Below are 15,555 nucleotides of genomic sequence, written 5' to 3' on the forward strand. Positions count from 1 at the left end.
GATCGATGCGACCGCGCCGATCAGCGGTTGCGGTTCTTCCTGCCCGGCTTGTTCGTGTTCTTCGCGCGGCTCTCGGTCGTGCCCTGGGTAGTGGTCTCGGGGCTGACCTCGGGGCTGACCTCGGGGCTGACCTCGGGCACCACCGGCGCGGCCTCGACGATGGTCGGGGCGGGCGCGAGGATCGCCGGCTTGACCGGGGCCGGCGGCAGCAGCTGGATCGCGTTCTCCCGGGTGGCGGGGGTGCGCACACCGGTGGTCTTGCCGGTCTCGAGGTCGAGGAAGACGGGCGCGGCCGGGATGACCATGCCCATCTGCTGGGCCTCGAGGGCGACGCGCTGGGGGTTGCGCAGCTCGTCGAGCTCCATGCGCAGCGTCTGCTCGCGGGCAGCGAGCGTGTCGGCCTGGTTCTCCAGGGAGGAGGCCGTGAACGACGCCTGCTGCATGGAGGTGTTGAAGAGGAGCAGCCCGACGATGCCGGCGACCAGCACGAGGCTGACGAGGGTCACGAACGGCACCCGGGGAGCCCGCGTGCGCACCCGCGGCACGACGGTCAGCCGGGCCTTGTCGACGGCCTCCTGGGCGATCCGGGTGACCCGGGTCCGGGGCTGGAGTGCGGGGCTGCTCATCGGACGACTCCTGGGGGAAGGGGACGGGAGGCGGACAGGACGCGCTCGACGGCGCGCAACCGGACGGAGGCTGCTCGGGGGTTCTCGGCGATCTCGTGCTCGTCGGCTCGCTCGGCGCCGCGGGTGACCAGGCGCAGGGCGGGCTCGGAGCCCTCGGGCACGAAAGGCAGGTCGTGCGGCACGTCGAGGCGGGTGGCGTCGGCGAAGGCCCGCTTGACGAGCCGGTCCTCCAGCGAGTGGTAGGACTCCACGACGACACGGCCGCCGACCCCGATCACCTCGATCGAGGCGGGGATCGCGCGGCGCAGGACGGCGAGCTCGTCGTTGACGGCCATCCGCAGGGCCTGGAAGGTGCGCTTGGCGGGGTGGCCACCCGTACGCCGGGCCGGCGCGGGGATGGTCGCGTAGAGCAGCTCGACGAGGCCGGCGCTGGTGGAGAACGGCGTGGTCTCGCGACGGCGTACGACCTCGCGGGCGATCCGGCTCGCGAACTTCTCCTCGCCGTACTCGCGCAGGATGCGGGTCAGCTCCTGGGCGGTCGCGGTGTTGAGGAGGTCCGCCGCGGTCTGGCCGGTGGTCGGGTCCATCCGCATGTCGAGCGGCGCGTCCTCGGAGTAGGCGAACCCGCGGTCGCGGACGTCGAGCTGCATGGAGGAGACACCGAGGTCGAAGAAGACGGCGTCGGCGTGCGGCAGACCGAGGGTGGCGAGCACCTCCGGGAGCTCGTCGTACACCGCGTGGACGGCGGTGAAGCGCTCGCCGAAGGAGGCGAGGCGCTCGGACGACATCTCCAGGGCGGTGGGGTCGCGGTCGATGCCGATCACCCGGGCCTCGGGAAGGCGCTCGAGGACTGCCTCGCTGTGGCCACCGAGGCCGAGCGTGCAGTCGACGTAGACCGAGCCGGGTGCCTCGAGGGCAGGCGCCAGCAGGGCGACGACCCGGTCGAGGAGCACCGGGGCGTGGCGGGGAGTCGTCATCGATCAGCCCTGGAGACCCAGGTGCGTCAGCAGGAGGAGTCCCAGTGCCAGGCACGACGCGGTGGCCGCCGAGAACGCGATGAGGGTGGCCGCCTCGCGCGCCTGGTCGCGCACCCGCAGCGGCGGTGCCGCTGGCGTACGCCCCAAGGGCTGGGTGGTGCTCATGGTCTCGACCCCACTGGTTGCTGTCCGTGCCGGCTGTCGTGCGTGCGGTGCTGCTGGTGCTGCTTCTGGTGCTGGTGCTGGCGGTGCGGCTGACACTCCCCGCCGTGTGGCACGGGGTGAGCCGCCGCACCAGGTCCCTGCCCGCTCCCTTGCGCATGGGGTGCCCTCTGGTGCCGGGGAAGTGCCCCAGATGGCCACGCGAGGGAGCGGGCTCGAGACCTGGTGATGCGGGTCCGATGGTCAGCTCTGTTGTTGTTGTGGTGGTGCGGGTGGTGCTGGTGCCGCTCAGATGCCGGGGAAGACCTCGTCGCTGAGCTCGGAGAACTTCTGCTCCTGCTCCTCGGAGTAGGTCGTCCAGGCGGTCGGGTCCCAGATCTCGATCCGGTTCATCGACCCGATGACGACGCACTCCTTGCGGAGCGAGGCGTACTCCCGCAGCGGTGCCGGGATGTTGATCCGCCCCTGCTTGTCCGGCACCTCCTGGCTGGCGGCGGCGAACAACATGCGGACGTAGTCACGGGTGCTCTTCTGGGTGACCGGCGCCTCGCGGAGCCGGTCGGTGAGCTTCCCGAAGTCCTCCAGCGACCAAACAGTGAGGCAGCGCTCCTGCCCCCTGGTCACCACGAGTCCTTCGGTGAGCTCGTCTCTGAACTTCGCGGGGAGGAAGAGGCGGCCCTTCTCGTCGAGCTTGGGCGTGTAGGTGCCGAAGAACATCCGGTACCTCCCCTTGCTCGGCGGGCAGATCGACCCTGTCCCCCACTTCGCACCACATTACTCCACTTCGCTCCACCGTCAACCAGATCGAGCGTGTTGCGCGCACGAATCTCGGCGGTTTCGCCGCGGCGATCGCCGCCCGCGCTTCCGGCGCACGACGGCCGGCTGAGCGTGAGATCGGCCCGCCTCACGCTCAGGAGCTCGTCCGGGGAGCGCCAGTGGGGGAACCCGGTCGGCCCCGGTGGTGGAAAGTGGGGAGATCGGGGCGCGAGGGGGTGCGTCGGGGAGCGACAGGAGCACGCTGGACCGGAACGGTCGGTCCCTGAGGGCGCCGGCCGGTAGTTGTGGACAGGTATGTTGCGCGGACCACATACCGTGGGGTGGAGCGCGAACGAGGGGACGGCGAGACGTGACGACTGGGCTAACCGGGCAGGCACCGGATCTGGACACGGTGCACCGGGTGACAGGCGTGGTGCGCCAGAACATCGAGCGCGTGATCGCCGGCAAGCCGGACGTCGTCAACGCCGCCCTGGTCGTCCTGCTCGCCGAGGGCCACCTCCTCATCGAGGACGTGCCCGGCGTCGGCAAGACCCAGCTGAGCAAGGCCCTCGCCCGCAGCATCGACTGCACGGTGCGGCGCATCCAGTTCACCCCGGACCTGCTGCCCTCGGACGTCACCGGCGTCTCGGTCTTCAACCAGGACACCCGGGAGTTCGAGTTCCGCCCCGGTGGCGTGTTCGCCAACATCGTCGTCGGCGACGAGATCAACCGGGCCTCGCCCAAGACCCAGTCAGCCCTCCTCGAGGCCATGGAGGAGCGCCAGGTCACCGTCGACAACGCGACCTACATGCTCGAGAAGCCGTTCATGGTGATCGCCACCCAGAACCCCATCGAGATGGAGGGCACCTACGCCCTCCCCGAGGCCCAGCGCGACCGCTTCATGGCGCGCGTGTCCGTCGGCTACCCGGTCGAATCCGCCGAGATCGCCATGCTCGAGGGCCACACCGCCCACAACCCCCTCGACGACCTCGAGCCGGTCACCGATGCCGGCGAGCTCCGCAAGGTGATCGAGATCGTGGGCCGCGTCCACGTGTCCTCGGCCGTGCACCGCTACGCCGTCGCCCTGACCACCGCCACCCGCACCAGCAACGACCTCCACCTCGGCGCCTCGCCCCGCGCGACGCTCCACCTGGTGCGGGCGGCCAAGGCCGTCGCCGCGACCCAGGGCCGCGACTACGTCCTGCCCGACGACATCCACGGCATCACCTCGCCGGTGCTCGCGCACCGGCTGCTGCCCAACGTCGAGGCCACCATGAGCGGGCGTACGACGTCGGCGATCCTGACCGCGATCGTGGAGTCGGTGCCGGTCCCGTCGGCGCCCGGCTCCAACGGCAGCCGTGCGTGAGGCGCTCGCTGCCCTGACCGTCCGCGGACGGGCGTTCCTCGCTGCCGGGATCACCACAGTGGTCGCGGCGATCGTGGTCGGCCACTCCTCCGTCGTGCGGATCGGCGTGCTCGTCGCCGTGCTGCCGCTGCTGACCGCGTGGTGGGTCGGGCGCTCGCGCTACCGCCTCGCGCTCGTGCGTACGGTCTCGCCGCAGCTCGTCGTCGCCGGCCAGCCCGCGACGGTGGAGCTCACCGTCTCCAACGACTCGCGCGCCCCGACCGGTGTCCTCCTGCTCGAGGAGCGCCTCCCCTACGTCCTGGGCACCCGGCCGCGCTTCGTCCTGGAGGGCCTCGGCCACGGGTGGCGCCGCCACGCGACCTACCAGGTGCGCTCGGAGCTGCGCGGCCAGTTCGAGATCGGACCGATGTCGGTGCGGGTCACCGACCCGTTCGGGTTCGTCGAGCTCGGTCGCACCTTCCACGCGACCGCGCGCCTCACCGTCACTCCCCGCACGATCCCCCTGCCCAACATCCCGCTCGGCGGGGCGTGGAGCGGGTCCGGCGACAACCGCCCCCGCGCCTTCGCGAGCGGCAGCGCCGAGGACGTCACGGTGCGCGAGTACCGCCGCGGCGACGACCTGCGGCGCGTCCACTGGCGCAGCTCCGCGCGCGTCGGGGAGCTGATGGTGCGACGCGAGGAGCAGCCCTGGGTGTCGCGGGCCACGGTGTTCCTCGACAACCGCGGCACCAGCCACCGCGGCCAGGGGGCGGCCAGCTCGCTCGAGGGTGCCGTCTCCGCGGCCGCGTCCATCGCGGTGCACCTGACCCACCACGGCTACACCGTCCGTCTGGTGACTGCCTCGGGCGACAGCCGCGAGACCCAGTGGCACTCGCACACCGCGGAGGCCAGCACCATCCCGCTGCTCGAGGCGCTCGCGGTCGTCCAGCTCGACCACTCCTCCACGCCCGACACGCAGTGGCTGGCGGAGCCCGGCCACGGCGGCCTGGTCGTCGGCATCTTCGGCGCGCTCGCGGAGACCGACCTGCCGTTCCTGCGGCGCCTCCAGCACTACGCGTCCTCGAGCCTGGCGATGGCGCTCGACGTCGACGCGTGGGCACCGCACCTGCCGGTCCAGCCCGGTCCGGGTTCGTCGACGCACCTGACGGCCACCGGATGGCGCTCGGTCACCCTCGGGCCCCGTGACCGGCTCGACACCTCGTGGCAGGAGCTCGGCCTGATCCAGAGCCGGGCGACGGCCTCGGCGGGGGCAGCCCGATGAGCCCCTCCTGGAGCAACCTCCCCCAGCAGCTGCGGCTGTCCGGCATCGCCCTGCTCGCGGCGTGGGCCACGGCCCTGTCGTGGCGGGTGCTGACCGAGGGCTTCGCCGAGGTCGGCTTCCCCCTCCTCTTCATCGGCGTCGTCATCGGCGGAGCGGGCGCCCTGGCGCGCTCGAGCCGCATCCCCGCGGCGGCCGTCGTGGCCGTCCAGCTCGTGCTCGGCGCCCTGATGGTGCTCGGCACGACGACCGGCTCGCCCTTCCCGACCCCGGCCAACGTCGACGCCTTCACCGCGGCCGTGCAAGCCGCGCTCGAGAGCTCGCGCGCCTACGCCGCGCCCGTGCAGCTCGGCGTCCCCCCGGTCCACCCGCTGCTGCTCATCGGCGGCACCCTGGTCATCCTCCTGGTGGACGTCATCGCGTGCACCCTGCGCCGGGCACCCGTGGCCGGCCTCGTGCTGCTCGCGGCCTACACCCTGCCGGTCGCCGTCACCGGCGAGGCCGTGTCGTGGTGGTTGTTCTCCGTCATCGCCGCCCTCTTCCTGACCCTCGTCTTCCTCCAGCACAGCGACCACGTGACGAGCTGGGGTCGCGCACCGGACGGCGAGAAGGGCTCGTTCTCCGTGCGCACCGGCGCGATCGGCAACTCCGCACTGGCGCTCGGGACCGCGGCGATCGCGCTGGCGGTCGTCGTGCCTGCCGCCGTGCCGACGATGAGCATGAGCGTCTTCGACGGCAACGGACCCGGCACCCGCGAGGTCGAGGTCAAGGACCCGATGATCGACCTGCGCCGCGACCTGAGCCGCGGCGAGGACATCCCGCTGCTCTGGGTCACCACTCCGGGCCCGCGGCCCAACTACCTGCGCCTCTCGGTGCTCACCCGCTTCAACGGCACGGCGTGGACGCCCGGCGACCGCGCCATCCCGGACACGCAGATCGCGACCGGCGCGCTCCCCCCGCTCGACGGGGTCGCCAGCAGCGTGGCGCGCAAGGAGTTCAAGTACGACGTCCGCGTGGGGCCGGACCTCGACTCCACCTGGCTGCCGACCACTGCGCAGGTCACCCGGATCGCGGCCGGCGCCGACTGGCGCTACGACGTCACCACCCGCGACTTCATCGCCGCACGCGACGACGTCACCACCGCCGAACGCACCTACGACTTCACCGGTGCCCAGCTGACCTATGACGCCGAGACGATGAACACCGCGGTCTCCGGCGCCGGTTCGGTGCCCGGCACCTTCACCGACATCCCGCCCAGCCTCAACAACGAGATCCGGCGGCTCGCGTCCAGTGTCACCGCCGACGCGCCCACCCGCTTCCAGAAGGCCCAGCTCCTGCAGCAGTGGTTCCGCGAGGACGGCGGCTTCCGCTACGACAAGGCCCAGGTCGAGTCGGCCGGCAGCGGCGGCGCCGACCTGACGGCCTTCCTCGAGGACCGGGTCGGCTACTGCGAGCAGTTCGCGGCGTCGATGGCCATCATGGCGCGCGTCCTGGGGATCCCCAGCCGGGTCGCTGTCGGCTTCCTCGAGCCCACGAAGACCAGCAGCGGCGCGTGGGAGTTCTCCGCGCACGACCTGCACGCGTGGCCCGAGCTCTACTTCCCTGGGTCCGGCTGGGTGCGCTTCGAGCCCACCCCGCAGGACCGCGCCGGCCAGGTCCCCGACTACACCACCGCGGACTTCGCCCCGGTGACCGAGAGCCCCTCGCCGAGCGCCAGCCGGTCCACCGAGCTCCTCCCCGAGCGCGGCGAGACCCCCAGCGCCGCGGACGGCGCGGCCGACGGGGACGCCTCATCGATCCCGTGGGTGCCGATCCTCGCCGCGCTCGTCGGCCTGGCCGTCATCGCGCTGCTCCTGCTCACCCCGCGACTCGTCCGTGGTGCCCGGCGCCGGAGTCGGCTCGCGGGGGACGTCGAGGACCTCTGGATCGAGCTGCGCGACACGGCCCGCGACCTCGGCCACCCCTGGCCGGCCGGCCGCTCCCCCCGTCGCGCCGGTGAGTGGCTGGGACGGCTGCTCGCCACCCCGACGTCCGGAGCCGCGCGGGCCGACCGGCCCCGACGCGGGCGCGACCAGGCCCCCGAGGCGGCACAGTCCCTTGACCGGCTCGTCTCCGTCCTCGAGCACAGTCGATACGCCCGTGACCCCGAGACCTTCACCGCCGAGCGCTTCCTCGTCGACCTGGAGCTGGTCGAGGCCGCACTGGCCGCCGGCGTCACGCCGCGAGACGTACGCCGCGCCGCCTGGTGGCCGGCCTCGGTGACCGGACGGCGTACGACGTGGCGTCCCCGTGCGCGGCTCGGCCGGTCCAGGGGCGCGGCGGGTGCGGACCGCGAGAGCACCCGGACGGTCGACGAGCTCGTCGGCTGAGCACACCGGGCGCTTCGAACGGGCGGCTCGCTCACGTCCGGGGCTTGAGCGGGCGTTTGTCCGCGTCAGGACCGGTGACCGGGCCGTTTGCTGCGCACGGCATGCGCGGGACGCGAGCGACGTGCCCGGTCGACGTACGGGACGCGGGCGAAGGGCCCCGTCGGCGTCAGGGACGCGAGCGACGTGCCCGGTTCGAGGAAAGGGTCTGGCGAGGAGTCAGAGACCGCGTTCGCGGCGGCGACGCCACCGCTCCTCCATGCGCTCCATGAAGGGGCTGCCCGAGCGCTGACGACCGGGACGGTGCTGGCGACCGCCGTCGACGACGCCGAAGCCGGTGCGGCCGGAGGCACGCACCTTCGATGCGGGGGTGCCGGGCGAGCGCGCGGAAGTGAGGGCGAGGATCGCGCCACCGAGCATCACCACGAAGCCGAGCACACCCACGACCGTCTGCACGAGGGTGTTGACGTCGAGGAGCACAGCGACGACGAGCAGGCCGATGCCGGCCACGAGGACGACGCCACCCAGGATCATGCGGCGGCGGGCAGCGCGTTGGAACGACGTGCCGCGCAGCGTGGAGGCGAACTTGGGGTCCTCTTCGACGAGCGCGCGCTCCATCTGCTCGAGCAGTCGCAGTTCTTCCTCGGAGAGCTCCACGGTTCCTCCTCACCTTCTTGCGGCCAAGTCTAGGCACGCTGTTGCCCCCACGGTAGGCGTCCCCAGAAAATTCACCCGAAGCAGGCCATCTCTGCGAACTCGCCGGGACTCCGACGGACCCGCGCGCCCTCAGACCAGGCTGGCGGGGCGTACGGCTGCGGAGCCGAAGCGACGGGTCGCCCGGTCCACCGCGCGGTCGGCCTCGGCCCACCCGTGCTCGGGCTCCCCCAGGACCAGCTGGCGGTGCACGGAGGCGCGCGGGACCAGGCCCTCCACCCGTACGCCGACCAGCCGCAGGCGGGCCCGCTGGAGGCCGAGTGCGTCGTAGAGACGGGTCACCGCGCGGTGGATCTCGACCGTGACGTCGGTGGCCTCGGGCATCGTGCGGGAGCGGGTGATCGTGGTGAAGTCGGCGAAGCGGACCTTGAGGGTGATCGTCCGACCGGCCACGGCTGCTGATCGCATCCGCCCGGCCACCCGGGCGGACAGGCGCAGCAGCTCGCGCACGATCACGTCGCGGTCGTCGGTGTCACGGGCGAAGGTCTCGTCGGCACCCATGGAGCGCTCCGGCTCGTGCGGCCCGGCCCGCGGGGTCAGCTCGCTGCGGTCGGTGCCCCAGGCCAGGTGGTGGAGCTGACGGCCGAGGTGGTCACCGACGGCGCGCTGGAGCGTGAGGAGCGGCGTGTGGGCCAGGTCGCCGACCGTCATCAGGCCGAACCGGTGCAGCAGCGCCTGGGTCTTCTCCCCCACGCCGTAGAGCTCGCCGACGTCGAGGGGGTGCAGGAACGACGTCACCTCGGCCGGCGGCACCACGATGACGCCGTCGGGCTTGGCCCGCCTGCTGGCCAGCTTGGCCACCGACACCGACGCCGCCACCCCCACCGAGCAGGTGATGCCCTGCTCGTCGTGGATGGTCGCGCGCAGCCGTTCGGCGATCTGCTCGGGCGGACCGAGGCGCCGCGTGGAGCCGCGCACGTCGAGGAAGGCCTCGTCGAGGGAGAGCGCCTCCACCACGGGCGTCACCTCGCGGAAGGTCTCCATGACCGACGCCGAGACGCTGGCGAACGTGGCGTAGTCGGGCTCGATCACCACGACGTGCGGGCACATCCGGCGGACGCGGGCCATCGGCAACGCCGAGCGCACGCCGTAGCGACGGGCGACGTAGTTGGCGGCGAGCACGACGCCCCGGCCGCTGCCGCCCACCACCACCGGCTGGTCGACCAGGTCGGGGCGCTCGCGCAGGGCGACGGAGGCGTAGAAGGCGTCCATGTCGACGTGCAGGAGCGGGGTGAGGATCTGCGCGCCGGTCACCGGCCCCGACCGCCCCTCGGGCCGAGCCGGGCGGCGGCGCGGTCAGCGGCCGGCGATGACGTGCAGCTGCGCGGCGAGCGGGAGGTACTCGGGGCGCGTGGCGACGGCTCGCTCGAGCTCGACCAGCGCTGCGCTCGCACCGGGCTCGAGGTCGAGGAGGCTGCCGGGCACGAGGTCGGCGAAGACCCGCACGGCATGGACAGACGACGGCTGCAGGCCGGCCGTGACGAGGAGGGTGACCAGCTCGTCGTGGGTGAAGCGGCGTCCGCCCCGCCCGGCCAGCGTGGTCGTCGAGTCAGCCTCGAGCAGCTCGCGAGCGGCCTGGAAGTGGCCGGCCATCGCCCGCGCGACGACGGCAGCGTGGCGCTGGGCGACGAGCAGGCTGAGGTGTCCACCGGGGCGGAGCACGCCGGCGATGGCGGCAAGGGACGCGGCGGGGTCCTCCACCATCTCGAGCACCCCGTGGCAGAGGACGAGATCGGCCCCGTCGACCAGCCCGGGCAGGTCGGACAGGTCGCCCTGCTGACCGGCGACCCGGTCCGCGACGCCGCGCTCGCGGGCGCGGCGGTCGAGGGAGGCGAGGGCGTCCGGACTGGGGTCGATGACCTGGACGGTGTGCCCGAGCTCGGCCAGCGGGACCGCGAAGCCGCCGGTGCCGCCACCGACGTCGACGATGCGCGCCTGCTTGTCGTCAAAGGCTCCGTCCTCCAGCAACCGGCGTACGCCGTCCCACACCACGCCGGTGCGGACGGACTGGCGACGGTCGCTGGCAGAGGGCTGCGGCATGGGAGCAACCCTAGTGGGCCGGCGGGCCGGGACGAGCTCATCCCGGGCTGCCCGGACTGCGGTGCCACAACCTGCGGGCGACGTCCTTGGCCGCGTCACCGGCCGGCTCGACGTCGGCGTAGGGGGACACCCGGAAGCCGCTGGTGTGGACGAGCACCCGGTGGCGGCTCGGCTCCTCCCCGACGGGTTCCGGCACCCTCGCGAGCTCGGCGCGCACCAGCGCGAGGCCCTCCTCGCCGGTGCGGCCTCGCAGCCACAGCTCGTGGAGGACCGCCAGCTCCCAGGCCCCGGTGGCGCGCAGCGAGACACCTCGGCGTCCGGTGCGGCGCAGCTCGCCGCGCACGAGCAGCAGCCACGATGAGAAGACCGTGGCGGCGTAGGGGCCCTGGGCGTCCTCGAAGAAGGTCGCGTCGACCGGGCCGGTCCCGTCGTCGAGGGTCAGGAAGACCACCCGGCGCCCCGACCTGATCGGCGGGGTCTGGGTGGCGACCTTGACCCCGGCGACCAGGAGCTCCGAGCGGCTGCGCCGGCGGAGCAGGTCTCGGCTGCGGGTCGCGCCGAGCGCATCGAGGAACGGGTCGTAGGCGGCGACGGCGTGCTGGCTGACGTCGAGGCCGAGGATCTCGAGCTCGGCGCGCATCCGCTCGAGCGTGGTCATCTCGGGCAGGCCCGTGGGCCGCTCCCCCGGCTCACCGGGCTCGTCGCCCAGCCGGAGCGTGAGCTGGACCGACTCGGCCGCGGCCACCGGGCGCGCCGCCTGCGACTGCGCGGCCGCCCGCGCCCACACGCCTCCGTCGGCCAGGGCATGCCGCTCGGTCGGCTCGGAGCCCGCCCGGACAGTGGGGTCGGAGCTGTTGCGCTCGGCCGCCGCGGTGGCGGTGACGGCCGCAGGCGACGGCGTACGACGGCTCGACAGGCCGCGGCCGCGAGTACGCGAGGCACGGTCGATCGCGCGGGCGTGCAGGTCGAGCTCGGCCACCTGCAGCAGCAGGTCGCGCCGGGTGATGCGGCCGCGCCGGACCACCGCCTGCTCACCCGAGCCGATGCCGTAGACCGTGTCGAACCCGCCGGCCAGCACGAGCCGCTCGAGCACCGGCCGGGAGACGTGGGCGCGGTGGAAGAAGTCGGACAGCGAGACGTAGGGGGCACCCGCGCGGGACTCGACGATGCGGGCGACCTCCGCCCCGCTGATGCCCTTGACGTCGGTGAGCGAGAGCCGGATCGCGTGGGGCTGCGCGTCGTCGCCGTCCCGGGCCTTCTCCACGACGTACGACGAGGCGCTCGCATTGACGTCGAGCCCGAGCACGCCGACGCCGAACTGGCGGGCGTCGTCGAGGATCAGGCGCTTGGGATACATCCCCGGGTCGTGGGTCAGCACGCCGGACAGGAAGTGGGCCGGCCAGTGCGCCTTGAGCCAGGCGGACTGGTAGGTCGGGAGCGCGAACGCGGCGGCGTGGGCCTTGCAGAAGCCGAACGAGGCGAAGGCCTCCAGCACCTTCCAGACCTGCTCGACGAGCGCGAGGTCGTAGCCCTGGGCGAGGGCGTGGGGGAAGAACCACGCCTCGGTCGCCGCCATGCCGTCAGGGTCGCCCAGCGCGCGGCGCCGCTCGTCGCCCTCGGCGTAGGAGACGCCGCCGAACGTCGCGATCATCTCGATCACCTGCTCGTGGAACACCACCACGCCGCGCGTCTGCTCGAGGATCGGGCGCAGGTTCTCGTGGAGGTAGCGCGCCGTGGTCCACCCCTGCTTGACCTCGAGGTAGGGGGTGATCATGTCGCTCTTGACCGGCCCCGGCCGGAAGAGCGAGATGTCGGTGATGATGTCGTCGAAGGACTCGATCCCGGACCTGCCGACGAGCTCGCGCTGGCCGGGCGACTCGATCTGGAAGACGCCGAGGGTCCTGGCGCTGCTGATCATCTCGTAGGTCGTGACGTCGTCGAAGGGCACCTGGACCTCGTCGTCGAGGTCGATGCGGACGCCGTCGACGCGCTCCACCTCGGCGACGGCGTGGGCCATCGCGGACTGCATCCGGATGCCGAGCACGTCGAGCTTGAGCAGGCCGAGCTCCTCCACGTCGTCCTTGTCGAACTGGCTCATCGGGAACCCGGCCCAGGACGCCTCGACCGGGGTGCGGTCGAGCAGCGTCGCGTCGGAGAGCAGGACGCCGCACGGGTGCATCGCGATGTGGCGCGGCAGCCCGTCGAGCCGTTCGACCAGGCTGAAGAACCGGTCGAGGCCGCCGTCGCCCAGGCCGCTCGCCCGCAGCTCGGGCAGGTCGCGCATGGCGGCCCGGGCATCACGGGCCCGGATGTGCGGGAAGGCCTTGGCGATGGCGTCGATCTCCCCCGGCGGCATCCCGAGCGCGGCGCCGACGTCGCGCACCGCATGGCGTACGCGGTAGGTGTCCATCATCGAGACGGCGGCGCACCGCTCGCCGCCGAAGCGGTCGAGGATCGCACGGTAGACCTCCTCGCGCCGGGCGGACTCCACGTCGATGTCGATGTCGGGCAGCGAGGCTCGGAGCGGGGAGAGGAAGCGCTCCATCAGCAGGCCGTGGCGGATCGGGTCGACGCCCGAGATGCGGAGGAGGTAGTTGACCAGGCTCCCGGCACCCGACCCCCGGGCGGCGCGCCGGATGCCCATCTCGCCGATCATGTCGGTGACGTCGGCGACGGTGAGGAAGTAGGAGGCGTAGCCCAGGGTCCGGATCGTCTCGAGCTCGTCGTCGAGGCGCTTCCAGATCCGCATCCGGGGAGCGGAGCCGTAGCGGTCGCTGATGGCCGCCTCGCAGCGCAGGCGCAGCGCACCGTCCGCGGAGGGTGCGGACGCGTCGGACACGGCGAGCTCCGGGAAGTGCACCTCCCCGATGCCGAGGTCGGCGCACGGGTCGAGCGCGCACCGGTCGGCGACCGTGCGGGTGCGGGCGAGAAGGCGTCTCGCCTCGTCGTCGCTGTCGTGCGCGAGCCCGGCGAGGCGGCAGATCTCCTCGGCGACCTCGTGCATCTGCTTGCCGGACTTGAGGAAACCCTCCGCGTTGCCCCGGCTGCTCGACGGTCCGACGTCGCGCAGGTGCGACGATCCCAGCGGGACCAGTCGGCGGGCCGCGTCGAGGACGTCGACGGTGGGGGCGTCCAGGCGGTCGGCGTAACGCACGCAGTTGCTCAGCACCGTGGCGAGACCGCCCGCTCGCGCGATGCCGGCCATCCGGGCCGCATGCGGCGAGGTGCCCGGGCCCCAGTCACCCGAGCGGGAGCCGAGCCGGTGGGAGACCAGCTCGACGACGAGGTTGTCCCGCGGCACCACCTCGAGCCAGCGCGCGATCACGGCCCGTCCGAGGTCGTCGCGTCGGCGGGTCGCGGCGCCGCCCAGCTCCGAGGACGGCCCGAGGAGCACCAGGACGTCGCCGCCGGCGAGGTGCGGCGCCAGGAGCTCGAGGGTGGCGACGGGACGACCGCGCTCCCCCGTGAGGTGGACCGACGACACCATCCGGCACACCGCCGCCCAGCCCGCCTTGCCGCTGGCCAGGAACGTCACCCGCCCGCCGCCCTGCGCTGCCGACTCCTCGCGTACCGCGCCGCCCCGCGCCGGCGTACGACGTGGGGGCGGCGAGGCGCGTGGGTCGGTCGTGCCGGGCACGGGGGCGACCGCGAGGTCGACCCCCAGCACCGGCCGGATGCCGGCCGCACGGGCAGCGCGGACGAACTTCACCGCGCCATAGGTGCCGTCGCGGTCGGTGAGGGCGAGGGTGTCCATCTCCTGCTCGACCGCGCGCCCCACCAATACGTGCGGGTGGGACGCGCCGTAGCGCAAGGAGTAGCCGGAGGCGACGTGGAGATGGACGAACGGGTCAGGCACCTCAGGCCACGCGGGCGTGGGGCACCAGCCCGAGCGCCTGCTCGATCACGGCGAGGAACCGATCGGCGTCGCGGACCAGGTCATCGGCCTCGCGCTCGCTGACCGCCCGGGTGGACCCGGCCTCCGCGGCGGCCCGCTTGGGGGCGCCGGCGGCGAAGAAGCTCGCCCACTCCGTGAGCTCCGGGGCGACCTCGGCCAGCAGCACCCACGCGTTCTTCTGCCGTCGACCCCGCGGCGCGGGCCTGGCCCGGGCGGCGAGCAGCGCCGCCGCCGCGCACAGGGCCGCGACATGGGCGCAGGCGTAGCGGGTGGGGACGTCGCGCGCGGTGATCGCGTCGTGCAGCGACGTCACGGAGCGCTCTAGGTAGGAGTGGGCCGTGGACGGCAGGAGGTGGGGACTCATGGACTGGGGGGCTGGGTGAGGGGCTGTCGCAGACATCGTGGCCACCTCAGTCCAGGCACCCGACGAGCTGCCAGCGCCCGTCGGTCCAGTCGAAGGACAGGTCGAAGACGCCGTAGGTCTCCTGCTCGTCGTCGCTGCGCCGCAGCGCCGGCGTGCCTCGGCCGGCCTCCACCCGCCACAGCTCACGCTCGGCGACCGGGTCGGACGCCCGGACGCTCCCGCCGCCGGCCTGCCACCACGGACCGGTCTCCACCCAGTGCGCGACCACGCCGCGCACCTTCCAGAGCCGGCCACGCCACAGGAACTGGTCGGGGTCCTCCGCCTCGCCTCGTCGCACCTCGACGGGGTCGTCGTACTGCCTCATCGCGCCTCCTCGCACTCCGTCGACCCCGGGGCCGACCCGGGCGGAGGTGGGGGTCGAGGTCACCGCCACCCGGGTCGCATCGAACATCTGTTCGAACACCCCGAACGGTACCCCTCCCCACCGACAGCCCGTCAAGGGCCAGCCGCGGACGGGTGCGAAGTCGTGGAGGAAGTGGGCTCAGACGTCGCGGAGGTAGGTCGTGGTCGAGCGCTGCCAGAGGAAGAACAGCAGGACCAGTCCCTCGACGATGATCACGCCCGAGAGCACCACGAAGATGACCGGGAGGTGGTTGTCGAGGCAGATCGCCCCCACCAGCACACCGACCCCGGCCGTGCCGGTGAGCACGAAGCGGGTCCAGGGGTGGCCGCCCACGAAGAACGAGGCCAGGACCATCGCCAGCAGCGCGAACCCGACGAACGCCACCACGGCGAGGGCCACGAAGCCGGGCGCACTCGGACTCTCCCGGAGCGCCTCGATGCCGCCCTCGCTCAACGTCGCCTGGGCGCCGTCGTTGCCCTTCGCCCACGCCAGCAGGACGTCGTCGCGCAGCAGCCAGATGAGCAGGGTGATCACCCCCGAGGTGGCCACGATCAGGCCGAGCACTCGCACACTGTTGGTCACGGACCCAGGCACGTCGCGCGCCATCCATCACTCCTGAAGCTCATCG

14 protein-coding genes are annotated in these 15,555 nt (G+C 73.0%); 3 read left to right on the forward strand and 11 right to left on the reverse strand.

Annotated elements, in window-relative coordinates:
* Positions 1 to 20: 20 nt before the first annotated feature.
* The 4 genes from ftsL to mraZ form a co-directional block, all read right to left on the reverse strand.
* Positions 21 to 626: a cell division protein FtsL gene (gene ftsL / locus BM127_RS05540; protein WP_091195725.1), complete on the reverse strand. Its 606-nt coding sequence runs from the start codon at positions 624 to 626 to the stop codon at positions 21 to 23.
* Complete coding sequence (gene rsmH, locus BM127_RS05545) at positions 623 to 1,603, reverse strand: 16S rRNA (cytosine(1402)-N(4))-methyltransferase RsmH (RefSeq protein ID WP_091195728.1); 981 nt, start codon at positions 1,601 to 1,603, stop codon at positions 623 to 625. The genes ftsL and rsmH overlap by 4 nt, the downstream gene beginning before the upstream one ends.
* A gap of 3 nt (positions 1,604 to 1,606) precedes the next feature.
* The gene (locus BM127_RS22150; RefSeq protein WP_157829509.1) at positions 1,607 to 1,768 is read right to left on the reverse strand and encodes a hypothetical protein; all 162 of its coding nucleotides are present in this window, start codon (positions 1,766 to 1,768) and stop codon (positions 1,607 to 1,609) included.
* 285 nt (positions 1,769 to 2,053) lie between these two features.
* Complete coding sequence (gene mraZ / locus BM127_RS05550) at positions 2,054 to 2,482, reverse strand: division/cell wall cluster transcriptional repressor MraZ (protein ID WP_091195731.1); 429 nt, start codon at positions 2,480 to 2,482, stop codon at positions 2,054 to 2,056.
* Between the two features lie 409 nt (positions 2,483 to 2,891).
* Here mraZ and BM127_RS05555 point away from each other — a divergent pair, with 409 nt between their 5' ends.
* The 3 genes from BM127_RS05555 to BM127_RS05565 are packed head-to-tail and all read left to right on the forward strand — an operon-like array spanning position 2,892 to position 7,514.
* Positions 2,892 to 3,887 (forward strand): AAA family ATPase, encoded by a 996-nt coding sequence (locus BM127_RS05555; RefSeq protein ID WP_175507328.1) that lies wholly within the window; start codon positions 2,892 to 2,894, stop codon positions 3,885 to 3,887.
* A complete protein-coding gene (locus tag BM127_RS05560; protein WP_091195733.1) occupies positions 3,880 to 5,148 on the forward strand; it encodes a DUF58 domain-containing protein in 1,269 nt (422 codons plus the stop codon). The genes BM127_RS05555 and BM127_RS05560 overlap by 8 nt, the downstream gene beginning before the upstream one ends.
* Positions 5,145 to 7,514, forward strand: a complete 2,370-nt coding sequence (locus BM127_RS05565; protein WP_091195735.1) for a transglutaminase TgpA family protein — start codon at positions 5,145 to 5,147, stop codon at positions 7,512 to 7,514. The genes BM127_RS05560 and BM127_RS05565 overlap by 4 nt, the downstream gene beginning before the upstream one ends.
* 216 nt (positions 7,515 to 7,730) lie before the next feature.
* Here the strand turns inward: BM127_RS05565 and BM127_RS05570 are convergent, their stop codons facing one another.
* From BM127_RS05570 to BM127_RS05600, 7 genes are all read right to left on the reverse strand, one after another.
* Positions 7,731 to 8,168: a DUF3040 domain-containing protein gene (locus BM127_RS05570; protein WP_091195736.1), complete on the reverse strand. Its 438-nt coding sequence runs from the start codon at positions 8,166 to 8,168 to the stop codon at positions 7,731 to 7,733.
* A 129-nt stretch (positions 8,169 to 8,297) separates the two neighbouring features.
* Positions 8,298 to 9,479, reverse strand: a complete 1,182-nt coding sequence (dinB, locus tag BM127_RS05575) for a DNA polymerase IV (protein ID WP_231263273.1) — start codon at positions 9,477 to 9,479, stop codon at positions 8,298 to 8,300.
* Positions 9,480 to 9,521: 42 nt separating this feature from the next.
* Positions 9,522 to 10,265, reverse strand: a complete 744-nt coding sequence (locus tag BM127_RS05580) for a class I SAM-dependent methyltransferase (protein WP_091195738.1) — start codon at positions 10,263 to 10,265, stop codon at positions 9,522 to 9,524.
* A gap of 37 nt (positions 10,266 to 10,302) precedes the next feature.
* Positions 10,303 to 14,121, reverse strand: a complete 3,819-nt coding sequence (locus BM127_RS05585) for a DNA polymerase III subunit alpha (protein WP_091195740.1) — start codon at positions 14,119 to 14,121, stop codon at positions 10,303 to 10,305.
* A 1-nt stretch (position 14,122) separates the two neighbouring features.
* Positions 14,123 to 14,524 carry an SAV_6107 family HEPN domain-containing protein gene (locus BM127_RS05590; RefSeq protein WP_091195742.1) on the reverse strand — a complete coding sequence of 134 codons (402 nt, stop codon included), beginning with the start codon at positions 14,522 to 14,524 and terminating at the stop codon, positions 14,123 to 14,125.
* A gap of 46 nt (positions 14,525 to 14,570) precedes the next feature.
* Positions 14,571 to 14,888, reverse strand: coding sequence for a DUF6504 family protein (locus BM127_RS05595; RefSeq protein ID WP_091196828.1), 318 nt, complete (start codon positions 14,886 to 14,888; stop codon positions 14,571 to 14,573).
* 177 nt (positions 14,889 to 15,065) lie between these two features.
* Entirely contained in the window at positions 15,066 to 15,509 is a 444-nt protein-coding gene (locus BM127_RS05600; protein ID WP_139227656.1) for a hypothetical protein, read from the reverse strand.
* Between the last annotated feature and the right edge of the window lie 46 nt (positions 15,510 to 15,555).

Origin of the sequence: Nocardioides alpinus (assembly GCF_900112035.1) — a bacterium.
Lineage (GTDB): Bacteria > Actinomycetota > Actinomycetes > Propionibacteriales > Nocardioidaceae > Nocardioides > Nocardioides alpinus.